Source organism: Wolbachia endosymbiont (group A) of Conops quadrifasciatus (assembly GCF_964027015.1).
GTDB lineage: Bacteria > Pseudomonadota > Alphaproteobacteria > Rickettsiales > Anaplasmataceae > Wolbachia.
Window position 1 is genome coordinate 551,890 of sequence record NZ_OZ034722.1, and the last position, 22,169, is coordinate 574,058.

A 22,169-nucleotide genomic window follows, 5' to 3' on the forward strand; every position below is an offset into this window, starting at 1 on the left:
CAAAAGGTGATTGAAAAAATAATGTGAGAGAAGTAGAAGAAGAATAAGCAGATTGAGTAAGGTAAAAAAATGAGCTTTAGTTACTATAACATGAAGAAACACCCAAGAAACTTTCGTAGTATAACAGGTTTAACTATAGAGGAGTTCGAAAAGGTAGTGGAAAAAGTTAGGTCTGGGTGGGAAAGAGTTGAAAAACAGAAAAAGTGCCATGGTAGAAGATCACAACTACCAACTCTAGAAGATAAGTTATTTTGCGTAATTTTGTACTATCGCACTTACATAACACATAGATTTTTAGGGTGCCTGTTCAATGTGCACAACGCAAATGTATTTAGGTTACTGAAGAAAATAGAGCCATTACTTGCCAAAAAAGTTACTATAACAAAAGATAGAAGTATGACACCAGAAAAAATACTGAAGATTCTGGCTGATGTTACAGAACAGCAAATACAGAGACCAGAAGATAGTAAAAAACGGAAGAAATCATATTCAGGAAAAAAAAGAACCAACACTATGAAAACTGAGATTGTTATCGAAGAAGGTGGAAGAATTTTATCAGTGTCAAATTCATATCGTGGTAGAATTAATGATTTTCGCATAAGGAAACAAGAAAAATATTTACCAATCGATAGCATAAAATATGCCGATTCTGGATATCAAGGTTGGCAAAAATTGCAAAGCAATGTTATAATTCCATATAAAAAGTATCGTAAAAAGCCATTAACTCCAGAGCAGAAAGAGCATAATAGAAGATTAGCATCATTTAGAATGAGAGTAGAAAATAAGATCCGTGAGATAAAGATATTTAAGATTATGTCTCATGTTTACCGCAATTTTCAGAAAAAATACAACCTGAGGTTCAATATTATTGCTGGTATTGTGAATCTTAAGCACGCCTTTTAGTTAACCTTGATTTTAGTCACCCTCCTTTCCTTCTTTTTATTGCTTGATTCTCAGCAGGTCTTTTTACTACTTACCTAAACAGGTCACCATTCCTTACCTGAGATTGCATGTGGTGAATTATAATAATCTGCACATGCTGTCCAATTTTGCTACAAAGGCAAGATTTTCATGCGACATATATACCCATCATATAGGCAGTATGTTTGCCATTATAAGGCATATTAACTTGATGCTTAAGAGTATTAAATATTCTGATAATGAAACTATTTTGGAAAGTAATTGTGCTATGAGTCAGCACGATGAAATTTTACATTCAACAATTAATTTTGATATTTTAATGAAAGGAGGCGATAATGAGCAAATTACAGCTAAAAATTAAAGATCATGACAATAATTTTATTGTGTTAAATAATATACGAAACCTAAGGTTTACTTTGCGTAATAACAGAGAAGGGGTGAAAGATATTTCTTCTTTTGGCTGGAGAAAAGTGCTCGATTGTGCTGGAAGCAGACACATTACGATAAAAATTAATGGAATTTTAGACTCTGTATTAGCTGATGAATTATTACGTAATTCTGCTATATTAAACTCTAATAATGATTATGAAATTAATTTTAACACTAAGGAAAAGATCAGATTACGGTGTTCAGTTGAACTGTATGAGAGATATTATGACCCCGCTGCTTTTGACAGTTTTACTGTAATTTTAGCGAGTGCTGAAGTTGTAAACGCTTTTCATTAATGTTAATTTAATTTTTTCATATACAATAGTAACTGGTGAGAATTTTAACTAAATTAAAAAAAATCATGAACGACGAAGACCTTTTCGAGGAAGACGGTGATAATATTGAAGAAAATAACGATGATAAAAGAGAGAAAAGTTTAGAAAATGAAAATCAGCAAAATCAAGAAGAACAATACAAAGAGGAAGATAAGCAATACATAATACAGTATATTCAAGACTATTTAAAAGTTTTTGAGGATATTCTAAATCAGATCGACGAAGGAATTGATAATTCGGATAGTTACGAAAGGACTATGCAAATAAAGCGAAGCATAGACAGGCTCATAGAGACTTTATATAGTCAGGCTGCGTCTGAAGATATTGATGCAGAATTTGAAACCACAAAGCATACTCGCGATAAATCAGAATCTATGAAAAGGGTTAGAGAGAAAAGAAGGAAGCAAGCAATAGAAGAAGTATTAAGTAGCATGTTTGCCCAGCAACAAAAGGAGCTAATGAACGCTAAACACTTAAGTCATAGACATGAAACAGCACATGATGATGAAGCAAAAAAACGAGTGAAGTCTTCAATCAGGGGAGTGTTGTTTTCGGTGATTGCTCATAGGATGGATCCAAGAAGGAGAGCAGGGGAAACTGCTGACGATAACGAAAAGCAAGCTCATATATATGGCAGGGAAGCAGTTGGTGGAGCTTTAGGTGCATTGTTAAAAACATTTTTAACAGCAGTTACTGCCGTTGTGTGCGAAATTGCTAAGCCACTTCAGCATATCAGCAAACAGGAAACATCTTTTGCAAAACAAGTTGAAGAAAGCAGAAACGCAGATTCACAAAAAGGTCGATCTGTGTAGACTTTTCCTTGTAATAATCTTTCGATTCTACTGTCTGTTAATTCATAATTAGGGTTATATAGCTAACTGAAAAAAGGTTAACCCAGAAGGGATAAAAAGGTATAAAATGGCTTTAGATAAGGTAGAATGATGCCAAAGTGAGGATCTGAGGGAACGTGTTTTGAAAGTAGTAGACGAGAAAAAAATGACTATAGAGAAGATAAGCAAGAGAAAAGATAATTGAAAAATTTGGCAATATGTGCAAAGACAAAGATACTCGCCGGATTTAAATCCAATTGAAAAGTTATGGTTTGCCATCAAGCATGCCATAAGAAAAGCTCTGCAGAACTTTTGGCCCGATATCAATTCGGCTATTGATTTTAGCACTCGGGGAAACCTTACTTGGGTTAGCTATAGTTTGCTTGCTCACAAGCAAACTTTCCTGGATCCCAGTGTCAGCTACTCGGATGACATCCTCCCTAGTGAATATTGCTCTTAATTTGTAACTAACCTAAAGTGTATGGTCCCAGAGTGTGATGGTAAGGATTTAGTATAAACAATTCAGGAGATTTTGTCCACTGAGAACATGTAAATTCAAAAGGAGTAAGACCATTAAGAGTTTTGAGTCTCTTTGCATAATTGTAAGCCATGACAAAGTCATAAAGATGCTTTGTGAGTTGCTGATGTGATTGGTAGTAGTATTTTTTAACAGTAGCATTTTTTAAAGTTTTGTTCATACGTTCAACTTGCCCATTTGTCTAAGGATGGCTGATTTTTGTTAGACGATGTTCAATATTATGTTCTTCACAAACTCTATCAAATATGTGTTGGAAAGCGTATTTATGGCGTTTCTGGTTGGTAAATTGTATACCGTTGTCTGTCAAAACAGTGTGGATTTTATACGGTAGAATTTTAATCAAATTACGTAAAAACTCAGCAGCTATGGGTTTTGTAGCACTTTTATGTAACTCAATATAGGTGAATTTGGATGTTCTATCTATAGCAACAAATAGATATAGTTTTCCCTCCTCTGTTCTGACTTCTGCAATATCAATATGGAAATAGCCTATAGGATATTTCTTAAATTTCTTTTTTGGTTTAGCTTCACCATCAACATCTGGCAGTTTGCTAATGTTATGTCTTTGTAAACAGCGATGCAGGCTAGAACGAGTTAAGTGCGGAATTGTAGACTGCAAGGCATAAAGGCAATCATCTAATGGTAGAAGTGTATGCTTCCGAAATGCGACGATTATTGCTTCTTCTTCTAAAGTTAGAACAGTTGATCTTGGATGTTTTGGACCCATATCAGCGTCTTTAGTGAATGAGCGTTTTCTCCACTTAATAATAGTTTTTGGATTAAGGTTATAATACTTTGAGAGTTTTGCTATGCTCTCTTTACTATTTTGTATTGCTCTACGAATCGTCTCTGTTGTTTTGGCACACCCATGTAATACTTGTCCCATAATTCCTCCTTTGATGGTATTTTTTTCTCACATTTTATCATACTATCACACTCTGGGACTGTACACCTATAAATGTTAAGAAATTTACCAAATAAAAAAAAAGCAAAAGAAGCCCTAGTCATTGTCTATTTTCAGTATTGGCGTTTTTTAAGTCTTAAACGCTGCAATTTAGCTGCTTTTAAATGCAACTAACCTTAGCTTTAATATTTAAGAAATTTACCAGGTAGAAAAAAAAGGCAAAGAACTCCCGTGGTGCGAGTTTTGACCCTATAATAATTTAAACTGGCGCTGTAATAATGTGCTAACGCTTAAAATAAGCTCGATTTGGCTGAATGTAGAAAAAATTTAAAAGACATGCAGCCGCTATAATTTTATGTAATCCGCCAAAAAATACCCTAAGTTTTTTACTGAATTTTGTCATTGAGCCTGGAGGTCAAAAACAAGTTTTGAGTCATAAATACCCTTATTGTCATAATAAGGGGGCTGGCGGAGTTTGTCAAGGAAGTTTTTTGTTTCCACTGAATGACAGTTGTGGCTTGGGAGGTAGTGCAAGAAATCTGTTATTTTAATTGTGTGAAATTTAGTTTTGTGTTTCGTAATATTATACAATCGAATTGATAAAAGCTGTATTATCTCCTTGCAGCATTAAGTGTATATTTTTTGCTATTTTTTCCACTAAGGGAGTAACGTTATCAAAATTTGAAAATTTTGATAATACATAATCTGCTAAGCTTTTTTCATCTTCAGGTCTACCCACTCCAAATCTCAAGCGCCAATAATCATTACCAATAAAACTATCTATGGATTTAAGTCCATTATGTCCAGCAGAGCTACCACCTTTCTTTATTTTTATTCTTCCAATTTCCAAATCAGCGTCATCGTGTATGACAACGATATTATCTAGCGATAATTTGTAAAAGTTTCGTATTTTTGCAACAGGGATGCCTGAATTATTCATAAATGAATAAGGCTTTATTAACATGATTTTATTATCATTAATTATGCCAGAGGTTATTAGATAATCGGCTTTTTTAGAAAACGACTGGAAATTCCAATATTTGTAAATTTTATTAACTACGATGAAGCCGATATTATGATGAGTTAACTCATATTGACCACCAGGGTTACCAAGTCCAACTATCAGATGCACTATTACTCTGTTTCTGCTTGAGGTTCTTCAACATCACTATCGGCAGCAGAAATTGTAACAATAGTAAAATTTTCTTCTTCATGAGCTACAAACTTAACACCTTCTGGTAATTTTACATCGTTGATATGTATAGATTGGCCAATCATTTTACCAGATAAATCAACTTCTATAACCTGAGGTATTTTATCAGGAGAGCATTTAACAGTAATAGAACGACACAAAACATTAAGCACTCCACCTAACTTGATCCCTGGAGCTTTACTTTCATTCACAAATGATAGAGGTATGTCTATTTTAATTTCGCTGCCTTTATCAACAAATTGAAAATCAACATGTTGCACAGTATCCTTTACTACATGCAATTGGATATCGCGAACAAGAGCATATTCCTTTTTGCCCGAAATATTCAGCTCTATCAAATGTGCAGAAAGAGAGCCTGATTTATATTGCTTCGTGAATTCCTTTGCAGACAATGTTAAATTTACATTATCATGACCCTTTCCATATATGATTCCAGGGATGTTTCCTTTCTTCCTTAGAGAATGCATCGCTTTTGTTTTTGTTATATCACGTAACTCTGCATTAATTGTTACTATTTCTTGTTGCGTCATCGATTACTCCTATTCAGTTAATCCTTTTAATATAATTTAATAATAATATAACATAAAAATATTTATTTCAAACTTCATTCTTTCATACTAATTGTTTGTGAAAGGATTTATTTAGATATATATTTAAGCTTATTTAACAAGAACTATGGGAATTGATGATAAAGTAGTTTTTAGGATTTATAAACCAACAAAAACTGCAACACAATCTGGTTTAGGTAATACAAATCTCTGGCACCTAAAAATTGAATCTGGTTCTTACTACATTGAACCTTTAATGGGTTGGGTTGGCTCAAAAGATCCAAAAAAACAGATTGTATTAAAGTTTGATTCTCTTGAAAAAGCAGTATTCTACGCAAAAAAACGCAACGTTAAATACGTAATTGAAATGCCAAAAAATGTTAAGAGGCTGCCAAAATCTTACGCAAGCAATTTCATACTAAAGTAAGGTTTATTGTGGTGTGCTTATCTGTAAAAGATAAAGCTTAGTATAACCAATTTAACTCTGGGTTTTAAGTTGTGCTAACACACTGCGGCCATTTAAAGAGTCAAGATTTTTAACCTGGCTAGCCAGTATTAAAGAGTTATTTTTTAGGTATTTCTTTACAAGGCTTGCAAGTCTTTTTGGATTATTCAAATAGCTCCACTCTGCTTGTAAAACTTTTATATCACTTTGTACTAAACTAATTTCACTTTTTATTTTTATTAGCTCTCTATTTAATGACTGAACATGTAGTTTTATCTTAAATAGTCCTACAATGCTAAGAAAAAACATAACTATTGAGATGATGCAGAAAGTTCTCATGACAACTTCTGTATAGCTCTTAGTTTTGCTGAGCGTGAACGCGGATTTGCACTTACTTCTTCTATACTTGCTTTGATCACTTTTTTATTTAGAAGAGAGAATGTCTTACAATCAGTAGGTCTTGGCTCACATAGATCTTTAAAAAAAGTTTTGACTATACGATCTTCCAAAGAATGAAAGGTGACAACAATTAATTTGCCATTCTCATTTAAAATTTCAGATGCAGCTTTAATGCCCCTCTCAAGTTCTCCCAGCTCATCGTTTACCCATATTCTGATTGCCTGAAATGTTCTGGTTGCAGGATCAATTTTGCTTTTTCCACGGAACACCACAGAACGTACAATGTTCGCAAGCTCAAATGTAGTTTTGATAGTTTTCTTCTTCCGTGCACTTACTATTGCTCTTGCGATTTTGCGAGAATGATGCTCTCCTCCGTAGTTATATATAGTATTTGCAATTTCTTCTTCGCGTAAAGCGTTAACAAACGTTGAAGCGTTTATATAAGAAGAGTTATCCATGCTCATATCGAGTGGACCATCATGTAAAAATGAGAACCCTCTATCTCCGTTATCAAGCTGCATAGATGAAACTCCGATGTCAAAAACCACCCCATCCACTCCGGTTGATGTCATTCCAGCGCGTGACCAGTTATTTTTTCCAGTATCAAGTACTGGGATGACAGGAGATGGCTCAACGTTGCTTAGTATACTTTTAATATTACTAAACTTCTCAATGAATAGTTTTATTCTATCGGGATATCTAATGCTTAAATCATCATAAAACTTAGTTACCGTTTCATCTCTATCAATTGCATATACCTTGCAATCAGCTGACTCCAATATTGCTTTGCTATACCCTCCAGCTCCAAATGTGGCGTCCACGTATATACCACCATCCTGGAGTGATAGTAGTGATAGCATCTCTTTTAACAAAACTGGAGTGTGTGTCATAGTGCTCCATCAAGAGACTCTGTGCATACAAATAAAAATAGCTTCCCACTAAAACATGATATTTCATGGAAATATATAGGCAATAATATAAAAATACTTGAATATAGTCAATGATATAAAAATATTAAGATTTAATAAGATACTATTATTAATATAATGTTCAAATTTTTCTATTATATAAAAAAAGTAATGTATATTACTAAATACTAAACAAACTATAGAAAATTATGCAGCAAATAACAAAAGTAATATTTTCAAGTTTGATTTGTAACACTTTATTGTAGTATGACCACATGCTTTTTGGCCACTTAATAAACATAATAGGTGGTGTGTTTTTTCCATCGGATGATCAACTAACCAGCGTATTGAAGGCTTTTGGAGTGTTTGCAGTGGGTTTCTTAATGAGACCAGTCGGCGCTGCTATATTTGGTCACATTGGTGATAAGCATGGCAGAAGAGTCGCCTTATTGCTCTCGATTATATTAATGACTTTATCAACTGTATTAATTGCTTTTGTTCCAGGTTATCAAAGCATTGGAATACTAGCGTCAATGCTGGTAGTTTGTTTAAGATTATTGCAGGGTATATCCCTTGGAGGAGAAGCAGGAAATGCACCATTTTTAATAGAACACGCTCCTAAAAACAAAAAAGGATTTTTTGGCAGCATTGAAGTATTAAGCGCAATTTTTGGTTCAGTATTAAGCCTGATAGCAGTACTCATATGCAAAAAAGTATCTGATTTTGAATCTTGGGGGTGGAGATTACCTTTCATTTTCAGTTTAGCAATGGGATTAATCAGCATATATATGAGATATATACTTGATGAAAGCCCAGAGTATAAAAGACAGAAAAATCCATCTAAACTGCCATTAAAAGAGTTATTGAATAGCTATAAAAAACCTTTTCTGATATCAGTTGGGGTTGATATAGTTGAAAACTCATCTCTTTACATATATCTGGTATTTTTCAATGTGCTTACATTAACAATAAATACTCATTTTAACCATATGGTAGAAATACTGAGTCAAATTGCGCTCGGAGGATTGACAATATTGTTTGCAATACTTTCTGATAAGGTAGGAAGAGAAAAAGTTATGAAATTTGCATTTATAGCTTTTGTAATAGTGAGTTATCCAGTTTTCTCAATGTTATGTAGTGGCAATTACTTACTCACTTTTACGGCACATATTCTTTTTATAATTCCAATAGCTGCATCGCTTGGTCCTGTCAGTGCATTTATGTGTGAATTATTTCCAACAAAGGTTCGGTACAGCGGATTTGGCTTGTCAAGAAATATAGCTGCTGGATTTTTTGGTGGCCTTGCACCATTTATATGCACAACAATTATCAAAGTTACAGGACAAGAGGCTTCAGCTAGTTTTTACATGATTTTCTGTGCATTAATTGGGCTAGTTGCTATATCGCAAATTAAGGATTAGCTTTCTTCAAGATCCAAGTATAGTTGCAGTATAGCAGATTTTAAAAAAATCTAATTATATGGTGGAAAGTGCCAATTTTTAGGTGATAATGTGAATATTTCAGCACCATCTTTAGTTACTCCGAGCGTATGTTCAAATTGAGCAGAAAGTGAAAGATCGCATGTTGTCACTGTCCAGTCATCGAGTTTACTGAGCAGAGTCTCATGTTTTCCAGCATTAATCATTGGCTCTATTGTAAAAAACATACCTTCCTTCAAGATGAGATTTTCATCTTGATCATAGAAATGCACTACATTTGGTGGAGCATGAAAGACTTTTCCTATACCATGTCCGCAGTAGCTGCGTACGATAGAATATCCAAAATCTCTAATATATTTCTCTATAGCAAGCCCTATTTCATTTAACTTGTTGCCGGGTTTAACTTGTTTAATTGCTTCCATCAATGCATGATAAGTAGCGTCACACAAACGTTTTGCTTTTATTGATGGCTTGCCAACCCAAAACATGCGACTTGTATCACCATGCCAACCATTTAAAATCACCGTGACATCAATATTTAAAATATCTCCATCTTTAAGCGGTTTATCATCGGGAACACCATGGCACACAACTGCATTTTTTGAAGTGCAAATCGATTTTGGATACCCCCTATAGTTTAGTGGTGCTGGAATTGCACCTGCATTAATTATAAAATCATGACATAGATCATTTAACTCATTAGTTGTCACCCCTACCTTTACGTACGGTGCAATGAAATCAAGAGTTTCAGCAGCAAGCCTGCCAGCCTTGCGCATAAATTCAAAATCTTCTTGTGAGTGTATAGTTATGTTCATATTTTCCATGTCTTATTGTAATTGGTGATCCTTTACGCTTACTTGCAAGTACATAAATGTAATAACTTTACGTATTATGAAAATAAGCCCTATAGATCCTAGTGTCAAGTCATTTGTATGAAAGGTGGTCAAGCAAGAAGTCTATTTAATAATCTGAACTATACAATTACTATCTCAGGATAATCTGAAGGTTTTTTGTGATAGTAATCGATGCTCTTAGAATTCACCTCAATGTAAGTATTGTAGATATGATTTTCAAAACCACCTCTCTCTTGTTTTTTAGAGATACGCTTTTCTTCAATTTGTTCTATAGATAGTATACTTTATTTGCCTAATGCATGTATGACCTCAAGTAAATCAGCTAACTCTTCAAGGTTTTCATCTGAGGTTTTAGAGGCAATAACTTCCTTTGCTTCTTCTAAAAGTTTATCTTTGAGACGTTCAATGTATTCATCTTTTTCCATCACCCTCTCATAAACAATAATTCCATGGGAACGTATAATTTCAGTTGTATGATCACGAACAAGTTTATTAATTTTGAAACAATGTTTTTTATTCATAATGTTTCCTTTGATAGATATAAGAATTTCATTCAGTAAAATTAAACTGTAACTTTTGATTTAACCCAATGGTACAACTTACTTATTTTACCATCTTGAACGAGCATTCCAGAGTTATTCTTATAAAAAGTGTCAACTATTAGCTTTATAGAACCTATAGCAGCAGAAAATACAGGATTTTTATCATATTCGCCATCAAGACCGCTACAAGACTCAGGGCACCCAATTCGAACTTGCTTATTGAATATATAGCCTGCAATTTCCTTTATGCTTGTGAGTTGACTAGTTCCACCTGTGATCACTACTTTATTAATTGGATCTTTCTGCTCTTGAAATTGCTCTCTTACCATTTCAAGTATTTCTTCAACTCTTGGTCTTATGATGTTAATAAGCTCAGATTTGAATACTTGAGTAGGTTCATCATTTTCACTATTTTGGACTGTAATATATTCGTTCTCATCTATTGAAGTTACGATAGTGCTACCATAAAGTATTTTTATATACTCTGCACGTTCTATGCTTGTGCATAGCCCGTAAGCAATATCTCGAGTGATATGAACGCCACCAATTGGAACGCTGCTTGCATACACAAGTTTTCCTCTTTTGAAAATTCCAATTGCAGTGCACCCACCGCCTATATCAACAATAGCAGTCCCGAGCTCTTTTTCATCTTCACTCAGACAGGCAAGACCTGCAGAATATGCAGAAGCAATACAACCTGCCATATTTAATCCACCATTATTGGTAATACAGTTTTCAATATTGGTAAGCGCTGGACGCGAAGCAGTGACAACATTAACATCAGCAGATAGTCTTTTTCCGTACAATCCACCAACTTCTTTTATGTCAGTCATGTCATCTAAGTGATATTTCAGTGGTATATTGTGAATGATAACATTTTCTTCAATATATTTCTCAAACGTCTGAAAAACTACACGTTTTATATCCCGGTCAGAAATTTCATGATTAGCTGCAATAATTTCATTATGTACATTAAAAGATGAGATGCCACATCCAGCAATGTTCACATATATCTGGTCTATAGTTTCCTCTGACACTTGCTCAGCTAAACCTATAGTTGATGAGATGGAGTAATTTGCGTGTTTTACATTAGTTATCGACCCACCGTTTACACCTTCTGCAATCTTATAGCCCGTTCCTGTCACTTTATAGCTGAAGTTGCTATTTATCTTAACGATTAGACAAATAATCTTTGTTGTACCTATGTCTAAAACAGCAAAAACGTTTCTCTTTGGTTTTGCTATTACTGCAGAGTACATTAGTTAACCTTATTACGCAATTTCATTTAAATTGTAGCTTTCTTTAATAATTTATATTTCTATTATAGATATAGCAACATTTTAATATACACTAAATTCTGGACAAAAGGAAAAGCAAAACATAGAATTATAATTTTTATGTCCATATTACCAATTGTAATTTCCCCTGATGAAAGACTAATCACACGTGCCAGTGAAGTAACAGATATAAACGATAAAATTAAAGAATTAGTAAACGACATGTTCGAAACTGTGTACGATGCAGAAGGTCTTGGCCTTGCTGCAGTGCAAGTTGGAGTGCTGAGGAGAGTTTTTGTTATGGACATTCAGCTCTCTCGAGCTGAAGACGAGCCAGTAGGGTATGAATCGACTGGCAAATTTTACATGATTAACCCTGAAATTACGGAATTATCCGATGAACAAGTAATTCTCAAAGAAGGGTGCCTTTCAATTCCAGAGCAAAGCTATGAAATTAAGCGTCCAAAATATTTGACTGTGAAATATAAGGATTTAAATAATGAGGAACAGACGCTAAAAGCTTGCGGCTGGCTCGCAAGGTGTATTCAGCATGAGCTAGATCACTTAAATGGCATATTATATATTAGACATTTATCTAAATTAAAGTATGATATGGCCATGAAAAAAGCACAAAAGGTTAAAAAGCATTATGAGCAATGAAGACCTAGAATTATTAAAATTTTACCATGAAGTGGGCGTTGATTGCACACTAACAGAGGGTGAAGAGGAAAAAAAGTTGGAGAGCAAAGAGGGTGTGCAACCCTCTGTTATCCAAACTGGGACCCAGAAAAAAGATGCAGATACGCGCTGGGGTGACACTAAAGATGGAAAAGACATGTTTCCAAGTGATTGGATAATTGAAGCAAGGAAACTTGCAAGTAAATGTAGTAGTGTGGATGAACTAAGAAGTGCAGTTGAATCATTTGAAGGTTGTAAGATAAAAAAAACTGCAACTAATACTGTTTTTTCCGATGGTAATCCAAACGCAAAAATTATGCTCGTTGGTGAAGCTCCAGGAGCAAATGAAGACCTTCAAGGCATACCATTTTGTGGTGCAAGTGGAATGTTGCTCGATAAAATGTTGAATGCAATCAATCTTGATCGCACTAAGTTATACATAAGCAATACCGTATTTTGGCGCCCACCTGGCAATAGAAAGCCAACCGACCTAGAGCTTGATATGTGCAGACCATTTGTTGAGAAGCATGTTGCACTGGTTTCACCGCAAATTCTAATTTTGGTCGGGGGAATTGCGTGTTATAGCCTTCTTGACAGCACAAAAACTATATCGAATTTGCGTGGTAGATTTCATACGTACACTAACCAATATTTATCTCACTCAATCACTACAGCTGCTATATTTCACCCATCTTACCTACTGCGTCAGCCAATGCAAAAACGTTTAGCCTGGGAGGATTTAAAGAAGATTAGGGAGTATCTTAATAATACCAATAACTGTACGAATACTTAACACCACTGGTGTCGAGAAGTAGCCCGCAGAAACGAAAAAACTTACTTGACAAGTTTCGCCAGCCCCCTTATAATGAAACTGAAGCTATTTATTTATCTTCTCTGTACAGATTAAATGACAAAAAAACTCAACGTATTTGGCGTCTCATGTTTAATTTTTTGCACTATGTGTACCTTATGTCTTTATCAAATTTCTGGGTTTTTACCTAACATAAGCTGAAATGCGCTTATAAAACATTTAAAACATCAAAAAACGCCAACTTAAAAATGGATAGTGAATAATTAGCTACTCTAGGGTTTCTTTTGCCTTTTTTTCTGTTTAGTAAATTTCTTAATGTTTATAATTTAGATTAGTTGCGGCTTAAAAGCAGCTGAATCGCGGTTATTAAGCGTATAGCACCGAACAGAAGAAATCTGTCAAACCAGGAAGAAACTCCTCAATTTAAGTTTTTAGTAGTTTTTAAGTATAGTTGTATAGGAAGCGCCTCTGAAGTTATAACCGAAATTTTCACTGGTGCCATAAGTACCCGTCGTTTAGCATGGTTTTGGGAGGAACGGTCAAATCATTGATGGAGTTTTTTAGGCTACCTCGGTTAGGAGATTGTATTATCTAACCGTTCCAAGCTGAAGCGTTTCCCTATTACAAATTATAATAAGGGAGTTACTATGAAAAAAGCAAAAAGTAAATTAGAGATCATGAATCCTGATGCAGCAGGAATAGATGTTGGTTCAGATGTACATTATGTATGTGTACCAGAAGGAAGTGATGAACAGCGTATACAAAAATTTAGCTGCTTTACAGAGGATCTCCATAACATAGCAAAATGGCTGAAGAAATGTAAAGTTACTACAGTAGCCATGGAGTCAACAGGAGTATACTGGATTACTTTGTTCCAAGTACTTGAATCATATGGACTTGAAGTAAAGCTTGCAAATGCAAGACATGTAAAAAATGTACCTGGAAGAAAGTCAGATGTTCAGGATTGTCAATGGCTTCAACAACTACATAGTTATGGGTTAATCCAAGGATCATTTAGGCCAGATGATCAAATGTGTGTATTGCGTGGTTATGTTCGGCAACGTAAAAACTTAATTGAAAACGCTGCTAAACATATTAATCGCATGCAAAAGGTGTTAGTACAAATGAATATTCATTTACATAAAGTGACAAGCGATATTACTGGCGTCACAGGAATGCAAATTATTAAAGCAATAGTAGAAGGTGAAAGGAATCCTAAAAAACTAGCTGAATTCAGAAGTGTGAATATGAAGAATGATAAGGCTACTATAGCAAAAGCATTAACAGGCGATTATAGAGAAGAACATTTATTTGTATTAAAGCAAGAATATGAAGCATATAATTTTTTTCAAGAAAAAATAATTGAATGTGATAAAAGTATAGAGAACTATTACAAAGCATTAGAGACGAAGTCCGATGAGAGTAAAGAGTTAGGTAAGGAAAAAAATAAGTCTAGAAGAGGCAGACCAAATTTCACCCTGCGTGAGGAATTGTATCGTGTAACTGGTATAGATTTCACTAAAATTCCTGGATTTGATGTACTAACTGTACAAACCATTATTGCGGAAGTTGGCATTAATCATAATAAATGGCGATCAGAAAGGCATTTTACCTCATGGTTAGGGCTTAGCCCTGCTAATAAGATTACAGGAGAAAAAGTATTTTGAACAAAAACTCGTAAAGTTATTAATCGTGCTACGAATGCCTTGCGAATGGCTGCTTATGCTGTGGGAAATAGTAAAAGTGCATTGGGTGCATATTGTAGGAGATTAAAAAAACGGCTAGGAGCAATAAAAGCAATTACTTCTACAGCAAGAAAATTAGCATGCATCTTTTACCAAATGTTGAAATATGGACAAGAGTATGTGGAAAAAGGAATGAGCTATTACGAAACACGTTACAAAGAGAGAGTTGTAAAAAATTTAATCAAAAAAGCACAGGAATTTGGCTACATATTAGTTCAACAAGAAGCGCTAGTTAAGGGAGTTTCTTAGGAGTAGTGTAAGTCATGAGCTAGTTGCAGGACCTTCTTGGCGAATATAAGAGTTTTGGAGTTTCTATAGTGTGAAAGGTTTGAATTTGTAAGTATTATTTTATATAGCCTTTCTACCATAGAGAATATCAAAAAATTACTTTTTATAAAACACAAGTTTATTAGCGTTGCAAAAAAATTAAATATTTACTTTCTTCAAAGAACACAAAAAAAGTACCTACCTTCGTGAGAACAATTTAAACAAAAACAGCGTTGTGAAAATAAAAGCGCAAAATTGTTGCAACCAAGCTAAGCAAATTAGTTCATATCTAAATGTGGCAAAAGTAGGCTAATATAGCTGGTTTTGCGGTATAGTAGAATTATTATATAGCAAAGTTCGAACGGTACACTTGGTAGACGAAAAGTACTAAAAGAGAGCAGTTGTTTTGACGAAGCTAGGAGCCAGGAAATGTATAAATTCATAGGAAAATACAAAAAAATAGAAGGACGCAAGGCAATTTATGCATTAACCAAATCTGTCCGAGCTGAGGAAGAAAGTAATATAAAAGCAGCAAGAATAAGAATTGCAAAGAATCTAATTAAGGCAGGGTTTGCTACTGACATTATCTATCGAGCAACGGGCTTATCAACTGAAGAATATAGTAATGCAGAGGAAAAAACTACTTCTGTAGACTACAGGATGGGACAAAGGATAAAAAAACTAAGGCTGATGAGAAAATATACTCAAGAGGACTTAGCAAATAAAATTGGTGTAACACTCCAGAAAATATATGACTATGAACAAGGACATATAACCGTCCCACTTGAAAGATTATACAAGATAGCAGAGGCATTATCAGTTAACATTGCAGTTTTACTGTTAGGGCAAATAGAAGAAGTTGTGGCAAAAGATGAACTGAGCGGTTTAATAAAGGAATATAAGGAAATTGAGGATCAAGAGTTACGCAACGGATTTTATGTACTGATCAAATCTTTATCTAAAGGTATGCAGATTATCGAAGAAAAAGTTAAAAAGGCAGAGAAAATAGAAATTGCAAAGAATCTACTTAGACTAGGCATTTCTATTGACATTGTTTCGCAAGCTACTATATGAGAGATTTATGGTGAAAAAAGTAGGAGGTATGTTTGTTTCTATAAAAAAACGGCTATTAGAGGCTACTATAACCCAGAGTATATAGACTCTATTGATTATAAAGTAGGGCAAGAAATGGAAATTTGTAGGTTAATACAAAGATATACTCAGATAGACTTAGCAGATGAAATCGGTGTAACACATCAGGAAATACACAAATATGAACAAGGGTACAATCCTATCTCAATTGAAACATTATATAAAATAGCGAAAGCATTATCAGTTAATACTGCAGATCTACTTCCTGAACCAAAAGTACTAAATGAAGATTGTTATTTTGAAGGTGAGGCAGAAAAAATATTAAGCCTGGTGAGAATGTATGAAAAAATTGAGAATCAGGAATTACGCAAGGCAATCTACTCATTGGTTGAATTTGCCAAGGTTTACAAAGAAAGCAGCAGAAAAGAAGCAATAGAGGAAGTATCAGATAATCTAGTTAAAGAGGACATATCTATTAGTATTATCTTGCAAGCAACAGGCTTATCTACTTGCAAATATGATAATACAGAGAAGGAAGTCCGTATAGATTCTATAGACTATAAAGTAGGACAGAGAATAGAAATTCTACAGTTAATACGTGGATATACTCAAGAAGATTTAGCAAAGAAAATTGGTGTAACACCTCAGGAAGTACAAGGCTATGAGCAAGGGTACATTGCTATTCCACTTGACACATTATATGAAATAGCAAAGGCATTATCAGTGAAAGTAAGGATTTTACTGCCTGAAATAAAAAAAGATGAGAGTAATGAAGTAGAAATAAGTGGACACAACAAGACTGAGAATCGAGAATCATGGAGTAGATTGAGCGCACTAGTTGAAACTCTGTCTAAAAGTATGAAGGTTGTTAAGGAAAAGGTTAAAAAAGCAGAGAAAATCAAGGTTGCAAAAAGTCTACTTAAATTAGGCGTTTCTATCAATATTATCTCACGAGCAACTGACTTAACTGCAGAAGAACTTGAAACCCCAAATAGGCATCTATAGCAGAAACTTCATATAGACTTTTGGAGAAAGGCTACAAATTTCTCCTCAGTTAAAATTTTAACACCCAGTTCCACAGCTTTTTTGCACTTTGACCCAGGTTTTTCGCCGACAACCAAGAAGTCCGTTTTATTTGATACACTTGATACTCACAATTCCGCCTAAAGATTCCATTAGTGCTTGCGCTTCATTTCTTTCCATTTTTGAAAGTTTTCCAGTAAAAACTACTGTTTTGCCATTAAAAATGGAATTGCTAGTATTAGCAACCACAGGCAGAATATTTAACTGAGCAGCAAGGTCATTTACCATTTCAATATTATCCTCTTCAGAGAAAAATTCCTCCAAGGAATATGTAGTATTTTCGCCCACACCGTTTATGCTCATTAATTTATCAGGAGCTTTGCTGTCATAGGATAATTGAACCATAGCCTCATACCAACTCTCATAGGATGTATAGTGTTTGGCTATTATTTTTGCTACACTCGGTCCGACAAACCTGATTGCCAAAGAAGATATGAATTTTTCAAGAGTTATAGTTTTTCTGCTATTGAGAGAATTCAATAGATTAGATACGGATTTCTCAGCCCATCCATTTAGCTCGCTTAAGTTGAAATTTTTGAGTTTTTCTTCGAGAGCAAAAATGTCAGATATTTTCCTTATCAAACCAAGGTCATAAAAGAACTCTATTTGCTTATCACCAAAGCCGGTAATGTCCAACTGAGAAACAAAATATTTCAGCTTTTCTATTTGCTGTGCTGGGCAAACGTTTTCACCTGAACATCTAACTGCAGCTTCATCTTCAAATATATCTACTGCACTTTCACACTCCGGGCAAGTATCAGGAAACACAAACTTTGGTGCATTTGGAGAACGAAAACTTTTGTCTACATCTATGATCTTAGGAATCACATCGCCTGCTCGTTCCACTACTACGACATCTCCTTCTCTTATGTCTTTACGCTTAATTTCATCTTTATTATACAGGTTTGCTCTAATAACAACCATCCCACCTATGTTTATTGGCACTAATTCAGCGATTGGAGTGAGTACACCAGTTTTGCCCACTTGTACTGATATCTTCTTTATCTTAGTTTTTCCTTGAGCTGCTGGAAACTTGTGTGCTATTGCCCATTTTGGAGCCTTGTTGGTATTCCCAAGACGACTTTGTAATGTTAAATTATTTACCTTCAAGACAACTCCGTCAATATCATACCCTAAACTATAACGGTCATTATAGATTCTGTTATAAAACCCCAGCATTTCGTCCACATTCTTTGCTAAGCATTGATGCTCATTTACACAGAATCCAAGCTTTTTCAGCGTATTTAATACTTCAGACTGGGTATTTTCTGTTCCACCAATTAAAGAATATGCGAAATACCTAAGTGGCCTACTAGCGGTAACCTTTGGATCCAATTGCCTTAATGAACCTGACGCTGTGTTGCGTGGATTTGAAAATCCATTGTTCTCATTTAATTTTAAAAAGTCGTCATTTCTTATATAGACTTCTCCTCTGACCTCTAATCTGCCCTTTACATCAGGTAAAACTTTAGGCAATCCTGCTATAGTTGCAACATTTTTTGTTACATCTTCACCGTAATGGCCATCACCTCGAGTTAAACCCTTAATGAACATACCATCCTCATAAATTGCAGAAAACGACAATCCATCAATTTTTGGCTCACATATGATTTCCAACTCATGCACATTCAGAAGTTTTTTAACCCTAGCAAGAAACTCTTCAACTTCATCTCGTCCATGAGCCTTGTCCAACGAGAGCATTGGTACAATATGTTCCACCTCTAAAAATCTTCTATCAGGCGCAGTACCAACGGTTTGAATATCTACTTTTTTTACCAGTTCATCGTACTCTGCATCGGTTATTTCTGATATATTTTCCCGATAGTACAACTCATTGTGACGCTTTATTTCTTCTTGTAGTTTTAATGTATTTTCAGTCATAATTTTTACCTCAACCACTGTTTCAGTATATAGCGACAATTGTAAATCAATTATTAACTTGCGCACTCACTTTCGTGGTATTTTACAAACAGAATTCCCGCTTTGCTAGTGTTTTTTATTAAAGATATAATATTTAAATAAAAACAGAAAAGTATTTAACTTTGCCGCTTGGCTAGCTAAAAAACGTTTTATCTTTAATAAAATTTTATAAAAGGGTATATATATTTGTACTGCAATTGAATAAAAACATGAGTACCGAAAAGAAGATAGATCCTGATTCTTTATGCTACCATATAATTCAAAAGGTCAAAGATGTTAGGCTAGAGCTAAATTGCTCTCAAGCGGATTTCGCAGAAAAAACTGGTGTAGCAAAGTCACTAATAGGAAAGTATGAGCGAGGGATACACAACATTCTACCTGAAACGCTCGAAAGGATAGCACAAAAATCACCGCGTGATGTTGAATATTTCTTCCCGAAGCCAATAAATTGTATTAACAGTGAAGACAAGAAGGCTTTTGATTTAGTGCAAAACCTAAAAAGAATTAAGGACCAAAAAGTTCGTGATGCGGTGTGCGCATTAACCAGATGTGTGTCAGAGGGGATTCAAATTAGAAAGGTTACAACAGAGATAAGACCTATAAGTTACCAAATGGCGCATAAGGCAAAAGATTGGCGGTTTGCAAGAGGTTATCCACAGACAGAGTTAGCAGATAGGACCGGATTAACAAATTCACAAATACAAAGATATGAGGAAGGGGACATATCGTTCAAAACAGTACCTAAAATAGCAGGAGGATTATCATTACATTATGGAGTTCTACTGCCTACATCAAAAGATGAAACCTATTGTGAAGATGAGGATGGTCAAGGAGAAAACAAGATATTGAGTATAATGCAAGAATATCAAAAAATTGGTGATCAAAGATTAAAGGATTCATTGTGCACATTTGTGTCTGAGATAGTAAAAATCAGCGAGGAAAACCTAAAATAAAAAGATATACCTTTATAGATATTTATATATAATATTTTTTTTATGCATAGTTTTTATATTTAGGAGCTAAGAGTGGAAAAACTACGAAAAATAATAAGAGCTATAAAAGGTGTATCTATAGAGCGATACGTTATTTTGTGAACCTCAGTTATAAAAAGAAGTTTCAAGCAAGGAGTGTGATTTAGATAAAATAAAGTCATTGATAGAAAGTGGTTAACGAATACCTTTGCACAAATGTTGGCTGTTGTGCAAAGCTGTTTATAAAGAATAAAAAGGGTATACTAACTTCAGCAGCGAAAGAGAAACAAGTTGTATGATCTACCAAACGGAGCTATCTTCCCCTTCCCTTATACTTACCATGGGTTGAAGCTTGAGCTTTCACAAATAGCTGCCAGTATCCCTTCTCATCGCCTTCTTCCGCTATCAATTGAGCCAAACGCTGCATCAATTCATTATTGAGTATAGCCATTTTTGTCCATTTGCCCACTGGTTTTGCAATAGCAACTATTTCCGGATTCTCTTTATAAACCCGGATGTCGTGATTCTCAAAGTTATATTCTGTTTTCTTTTCACTCTCTCTCAATGGAGCCTTTCTGACGAGATTTTTGTATATTCTTCTGAAAAAGAGAAATATTTTAATAGCAATAATTAATATTATACCGTATATAACGATTTGCTCGTAGGACATCTTCTCTACTCTAAAATGATTCCATGAAGCAGAAACAATGCTACAATTTTTTTTTTCGATTTGCTACAGCGTTTTCCAGTACTGTATAACCTTCTTCAGAGTTATAAAAACATTTCAGATGAGCGTTTGCCTTCCTATCTAATAATAACTCGACAATTTCTTTATTGCCTTTCATAACAGCAAGGTGCAGAGGAGTACAACTATCTCTTCCGATTGCGTTAATATCTGCTCTATTTTGCAATAAAAGCTCCACATGATCTTTTTTATTCAATGAAACTGCAAGGTGAAGAGGGGTACTTCCTTCTATATTTTTAATTTCAAGAAAAGCGTCCCCTTTGATCAGCAATCCCAACGTTACTGTGTCAGCATATTTTACAGCCATGTGAAGAGGAGATTCACCGAGACGATTCTGGCAATTGATATCTGCACCGCATTGTAACAACTTTTGCATAACATCAAGGTGCTTATACTTTATTGAATAATGCAAAGGAGTGTCGCCATCGATATTCTGAGCATTAACATTTTTGCTCATAACTACAGCAACCTCTGCTATTGCTGTGGATTCATATTGAGAGGCAACGTGTAATACTGTATTGCCCTTTTTATTTACGGCATCAACGTTAGCATCATATTCCACAAGGAATAGAAATAAGTTGTAAAGATCGCGTTTTGCAGAGAAATGTAAAATTTTAGTACCAAATCTACTATTGATAATCTCTTTGAAGGCTGCACGAACTAATAAAGAAAGAATACTAGGATGTCTGAGGTGATAAATTTCCTTTGCAGCCTTTTTTAACATCTTTTCTATTGTCATAACAACCCCACAAAAAATGTGTTTGTATTCAAGTATGCAGCGACAAACATTTTTAAATTATTAACTTTTGCACTCACTTTTGGATTATTTTACGAATAAAATTCCCGCTTTGCTAGTGTTTTTTATTAAATATATAATATTTAAATAGAAATAGAGAGATATTTAAGCAAATCTATTAATATAGAAATCTATTATTTGGAAATTTGCTCTGAATTTTCTTTACTTACTGATTTTTTGACCGCGATACTGAAACTTGCTATAGTCTTTACTCAAGATTAAAATCTCATTTGATTTTTTTGAGTTGCCCATTCCATAACTCCATTTGGGTTCAATGATGTGATGTTCTGTATACATATCCCGTATTTCCTCACAATCATTATACGATAACATCGCGAGTCGACAAAAGTTTCTTCATGGTCAACCTCTTCTTCCGTATAGTTTTTGATCAATTAAATAAGGAGGATCACAATATATTTGCGTGTTTAGGAATACTTTTTTTAAAGTCAGCTAAATCCACAGTAAGATTTTTAATTGAG

20 protein-coding genes and 4 pseudogenes are annotated in these 22,169 nt (G+C 34.4%); 13 read left to right on the forward strand and 11 right to left on the reverse strand.

The window, feature by feature from the left end; genetic code table 11:
• Window positions 1-90 precede the first annotated feature (90 nt).
• The 5 genes and pseudogenes from AAGD69_RS02915 to AAGD69_RS06965 form a co-directional block, all read left to right on the forward strand.
• On the forward strand, window positions 91-903 hold the full coding sequence (locus AAGD69_RS02915; RefSeq protein WP_410529866.1) for a transposase family protein: 813 nt from the start codon (window positions 91-93) through the stop codon (window positions 901-903).
• Between the two features lie 43 nt (window positions 904-946).
• Window positions 947-1,282, forward strand: coding sequence for a DUF3168 domain-containing protein (locus AAGD69_RS02920; RefSeq protein WP_341812545.1), 336 nt, complete (start codon window positions 947-949; stop codon window positions 1,280-1,282).
• Complete coding sequence (locus AAGD69_RS02925) at window positions 1,257-1,646, forward strand: phage tail tube protein (RefSeq protein WP_341812546.1); 390 nt, start codon at window positions 1,257-1,259, stop codon at window positions 1,644-1,646. Before AAGD69_RS02920 ends, AAGD69_RS02925 begins: the two co-directional genes overlap by 26 nt.
• 65 nt (window positions 1,647-1,711) lie before the next feature.
• Complete coding sequence (locus AAGD69_RS02930; RefSeq protein WP_341812547.1) at window positions 1,712-2,497, forward strand: hypothetical protein; 786 nt, start codon at window positions 1,712-1,714, stop codon at window positions 2,495-2,497.
• Window positions 2,498-2,750: 253 nt separating this feature from the next.
• Window positions 2,751-2,852, forward strand: a pseudogene (locus tag AAGD69_RS06965) (IS630 family transposase); the annotation flags it as partial.
• 130 nt (window positions 2,853-2,982) lie between these two features.
• Here the strand turns inward: AAGD69_RS06965 and AAGD69_RS02935 are convergent.
• The 3 genes and pseudogenes from AAGD69_RS02935 to AAGD69_RS02945 all read right to left on the reverse strand — a co-directional run bounded on the left by AAGD69_RS02935 (window position 2,983) and on the right by AAGD69_RS02945 (window position 5,700).
• Window positions 2,983-3,939 (reverse strand): annotated as a pseudogene (locus AAGD69_RS02935) (IS481 family transposase).
• 601 nt (window positions 3,940-4,540) lie between these two features.
• Window positions 4,541-5,089 (reverse strand): aminoacyl-tRNA hydrolase, encoded by a 549-nt coding sequence (gene pth, locus AAGD69_RS02940; RefSeq protein ID WP_341812548.1) that lies wholly within the window; start codon window positions 5,087-5,089, stop codon window positions 4,541-4,543.
• A gap of 2 nt (window positions 5,090-5,091) precedes the next feature.
• On the reverse strand, window positions 5,092-5,700 hold the full coding sequence (locus AAGD69_RS02945) for a 50S ribosomal protein L25/general stress protein Ctc (RefSeq protein WP_064125514.1): 609 nt from the start codon (window positions 5,698-5,700) through the stop codon (window positions 5,092-5,094).
• 145 nt (window positions 5,701-5,845) lie between these two features.
• Here AAGD69_RS02945 and AAGD69_RS02950 point away from each other — a divergent pair, with 145 nt between their 5' ends.
• Window positions 5,846-6,145, forward strand: a complete 300-nt coding sequence (locus AAGD69_RS02950) for an ETC complex I subunit (RefSeq protein WP_253309377.1) — start codon at window positions 5,846-5,848, stop codon at window positions 6,143-6,145.
• 51 nt (window positions 6,146-6,196) lie between these two features.
• Here AAGD69_RS02950 and AAGD69_RS02955 read toward each other — a convergent pair whose 3' ends face one another.
• Entirely contained in the window at window positions 6,197-6,502 is a 306-nt protein-coding gene (locus AAGD69_RS02955; RefSeq protein WP_096617865.1) for a hypothetical protein, read from the reverse strand.
• A complete protein-coding gene (gene rsmH / locus AAGD69_RS02960) occupies window positions 6,499-7,452 on the reverse strand; it encodes a 16S rRNA (cytosine(1402)-N(4))-methyltransferase RsmH (RefSeq protein ID WP_341812549.1) in 954 nt (317 codons plus the stop codon). Before rsmH ends, AAGD69_RS02955 begins: the two co-directional genes overlap by 4 nt.
• Before the next feature lie 329 nt (window positions 7,453-7,781).
• Here rsmH and AAGD69_RS02965 point away from each other — a divergent pair, with 329 nt between their 5' ends.
• Window positions 7,782-8,891, forward strand: a complete 1,110-nt coding sequence (locus tag AAGD69_RS02965) for an MFS transporter (protein ID WP_341812550.1) — start codon at window positions 7,782-7,784, stop codon at window positions 8,889-8,891.
• 50 nt (window positions 8,892-8,941) lie between these two features.
• Here the strand turns inward: AAGD69_RS02965 and map are convergent, their stop codons facing one another.
• From map to ftsA, 3 genes are all read right to left on the reverse strand, one after another.
• Window positions 8,942-9,724 carry a type I methionyl aminopeptidase gene (gene map, locus AAGD69_RS02970; RefSeq protein ID WP_341812551.1) on the reverse strand — a complete coding sequence of 261 codons (783 nt, stop codon included), beginning with the start codon at window positions 9,722-9,724 and terminating at the stop codon, window positions 8,942-8,944.
• Window positions 9,725-10,047: 323 nt separating this feature from the next.
• Window positions 10,048-10,284 carry a nucleoside triphosphate pyrophosphohydrolase gene (locus tag AAGD69_RS02975; RefSeq protein WP_341812552.1) on the reverse strand — a complete coding sequence of 79 codons (237 nt, stop codon included), beginning with the start codon at window positions 10,282-10,284 and terminating at the stop codon, window positions 10,048-10,050.
• Between the two features lie 41 nt (window positions 10,285-10,325).
• Window positions 10,326-11,564: a cell division protein FtsA gene (ftsA, locus tag AAGD69_RS02980; protein ID WP_341812553.1), complete on the reverse strand. Its 1,239-nt coding sequence runs from the start codon at window positions 11,562-11,564 to the stop codon at window positions 10,326-10,328.
• A 138-nt stretch (window positions 11,565-11,702) separates the two neighbouring features.
• Between ftsA and def the strand changes: the two genes are divergently transcribed.
• The 5 genes and pseudogenes from def (at window position 11,703) to AAGD69_RS03005 (ending at window position 17,180) form a co-directional block, all read left to right on the forward strand.
• Window positions 11,703-12,242, forward strand: coding sequence for a peptide deformylase (gene def / locus AAGD69_RS02985; RefSeq protein ID WP_341812554.1), 540 nt, complete (start codon window positions 11,703-11,705; stop codon window positions 12,240-12,242).
• Window positions 12,232-13,053 (forward strand): uracil-DNA glycosylase, encoded by an 822-nt coding sequence (locus tag AAGD69_RS02990; RefSeq protein ID WP_341812555.1) that lies wholly within the window; start codon window positions 12,232-12,234, stop codon window positions 13,051-13,053. The genes def and AAGD69_RS02990 overlap by 11 nt, the downstream gene beginning before the upstream one ends.
• A 665-nt stretch (window positions 13,054-13,718) precedes the next feature.
• A pseudogene (locus AAGD69_RS02995) lies at window positions 13,719-15,065 on the forward strand (IS110 family transposase).
• Between the two features lie 447 nt (window positions 15,066-15,512).
• On the forward strand, window positions 15,513-16,157 hold the full coding sequence (locus AAGD69_RS03000) for a helix-turn-helix transcriptional regulator (protein WP_341812556.1): 645 nt from the start codon (window positions 15,513-15,515) through the stop codon (window positions 16,155-16,157).
• A gap of 114 nt (window positions 16,158-16,271) precedes the next feature.
• The gene (locus AAGD69_RS03005; RefSeq protein WP_341812557.1) at window positions 16,272-17,180 is read left to right on the forward strand and encodes a helix-turn-helix domain-containing protein; all 909 of its coding nucleotides are present in this window, start codon (window positions 16,272-16,274) and stop codon (window positions 17,178-17,180) included.
• Window positions 17,181-17,188: 8 nt separating this feature from the next.
• Here the strand turns inward: AAGD69_RS03005 and ligA are convergent.
• Window positions 17,189-19,139, reverse strand: a pseudogene (gene ligA, locus AAGD69_RS03010) (NAD-dependent DNA ligase LigA).
• A gap of 248 nt (window positions 19,140-19,387) precedes the next feature.
• On the opposite strand from ligA, the gene AAGD69_RS03015 reads away from it, so the two are divergent.
• Window positions 19,388-20,131 carry a helix-turn-helix transcriptional regulator gene (locus AAGD69_RS03015; RefSeq protein ID WP_341812163.1) on the forward strand — a complete coding sequence of 248 codons (744 nt, stop codon included), beginning with the start codon at window positions 19,388-19,390 and terminating at the stop codon, window positions 20,129-20,131.
• Between the two features lie 331 nt (window positions 20,132-20,462).
• Here the strand turns inward: AAGD69_RS03015 and AAGD69_RS03020 are convergent, their stop codons facing one another.
• Together AAGD69_RS03020 and AAGD69_RS03025 are read right to left on the reverse strand one after the other, a co-directional pair.
• Window positions 20,463-20,819, reverse strand: a complete 357-nt coding sequence (locus tag AAGD69_RS03020; RefSeq protein WP_341812164.1) for a hypothetical protein — start codon at window positions 20,817-20,819, stop codon at window positions 20,463-20,465.
• Window positions 20,820-20,859: 40 nt separating this feature from the next.
• Window positions 20,860-21,633 carry an ankyrin repeat domain-containing protein gene (locus AAGD69_RS03025; RefSeq protein ID WP_341812165.1) on the reverse strand — a complete coding sequence of 258 codons (774 nt, stop codon included), beginning with the start codon at window positions 21,631-21,633 and terminating at the stop codon, window positions 20,860-20,862.
• Window positions 21,634-22,169: the final 536 nt, after the last annotated feature.

Excerpts from the sequence above, each read along its gene's own strand:
- AAGD69_RS03000 (WP_341812556.1), top strand. The coding sequence starts at position 15,513 with ATGTATAAATTCATAGGAAAATACAAAAAAATAGAAGGACGCAAGGCA.
- rsmH (WP_341812549.1), bottom strand. The coding sequence starts at position 7,452 with ATGACACACACTCCAGTTTTGTTAAAAGAGATGCTATCACTACTATCA.
- AAGD69_RS03025 (WP_341812165.1), bottom strand. The coding sequence starts at position 21,633 with ATGACAATAGAAAAGATGTTAAAAAAGGCTGCAAAGGAAATTTATCAC.
- AAGD69_RS02930 (WP_341812547.1), top strand. The coding sequence starts at position 1,712 with ATGAACGACGAAGACCTTTTCGAGGAAGACGGTGATAATATTGAAGAA.
- AAGD69_RS02925 (WP_341812546.1), top strand. The coding sequence starts at position 1,257 with ATGAGCAAATTACAGCTAAAAATTAAAGATCATGACAATAATTTTATT.
- AAGD69_RS02990 (WP_341812555.1), top strand. The coding sequence starts at position 12,232 with ATGAGCAATGAAGACCTAGAATTATTAAAATTTTACCATGAAGTGGGC.
- map (WP_341812551.1), bottom strand. The coding sequence starts at position 9,724 with ATGAACATAACTATACACTCACAAGAAGATTTTGAATTTATGCGCAAG.
- AAGD69_RS03015 (WP_341812163.1), top strand. The coding sequence starts at position 19,388 with ATGAGTACCGAAAAGAAGATAGATCCTGATTCTTTATGCTACCATATA.
- AAGD69_RS02975 (WP_341812552.1), bottom strand. The coding sequence starts at position 10,284 with ATGAATAAAAAACATTGTTTCAAAATTAATAAACTTGTTCGTGATCAT.
- AAGD69_RS02945 (WP_064125514.1), bottom strand. The coding sequence starts at position 5,700 with ATGACGCAACAAGAAATAGTAACAATTAATGCAGAGTTACGTGATATA.
- AAGD69_RS02950 (WP_253309377.1), top strand. The coding sequence starts at position 5,846 with ATGGGAATTGATGATAAAGTAGTTTTTAGGATTTATAAACCAACAAAA.
- AAGD69_RS03005 (WP_341812557.1), top strand. The coding sequence starts at position 16,272 with ATGGAAATTTGTAGGTTAATACAAAGATATACTCAGATAGACTTAGCA.
- AAGD69_RS02915 (WP_410529866.1), top strand. The coding sequence starts at position 91 with ATGAAGAAACACCCAAGAAACTTTCGTAGTATAACAGGTTTAACTATA.
- AAGD69_RS02955 (WP_096617865.1), bottom strand. The coding sequence starts at position 6,502 with ATGAGAACTTTCTGCATCATCTCAATAGTTATGTTTTTTCTTAGCATT.
- ftsA (WP_341812553.1), bottom strand. The coding sequence starts at position 11,564 with ATGTACTCTGCAGTAATAGCAAAACCAAAGAGAAACGTTTTTGCTGTT.
- AAGD69_RS03020 (WP_341812164.1), bottom strand. The coding sequence starts at position 20,819 with ATGTCCTACGAGCAAATCGTTATATACGGTATAATATTAATTATTGCT.
- def (WP_341812554.1), top strand. The coding sequence starts at position 11,703 with ATGTCCATATTACCAATTGTAATTTCCCCTGATGAAAGACTAATCACA.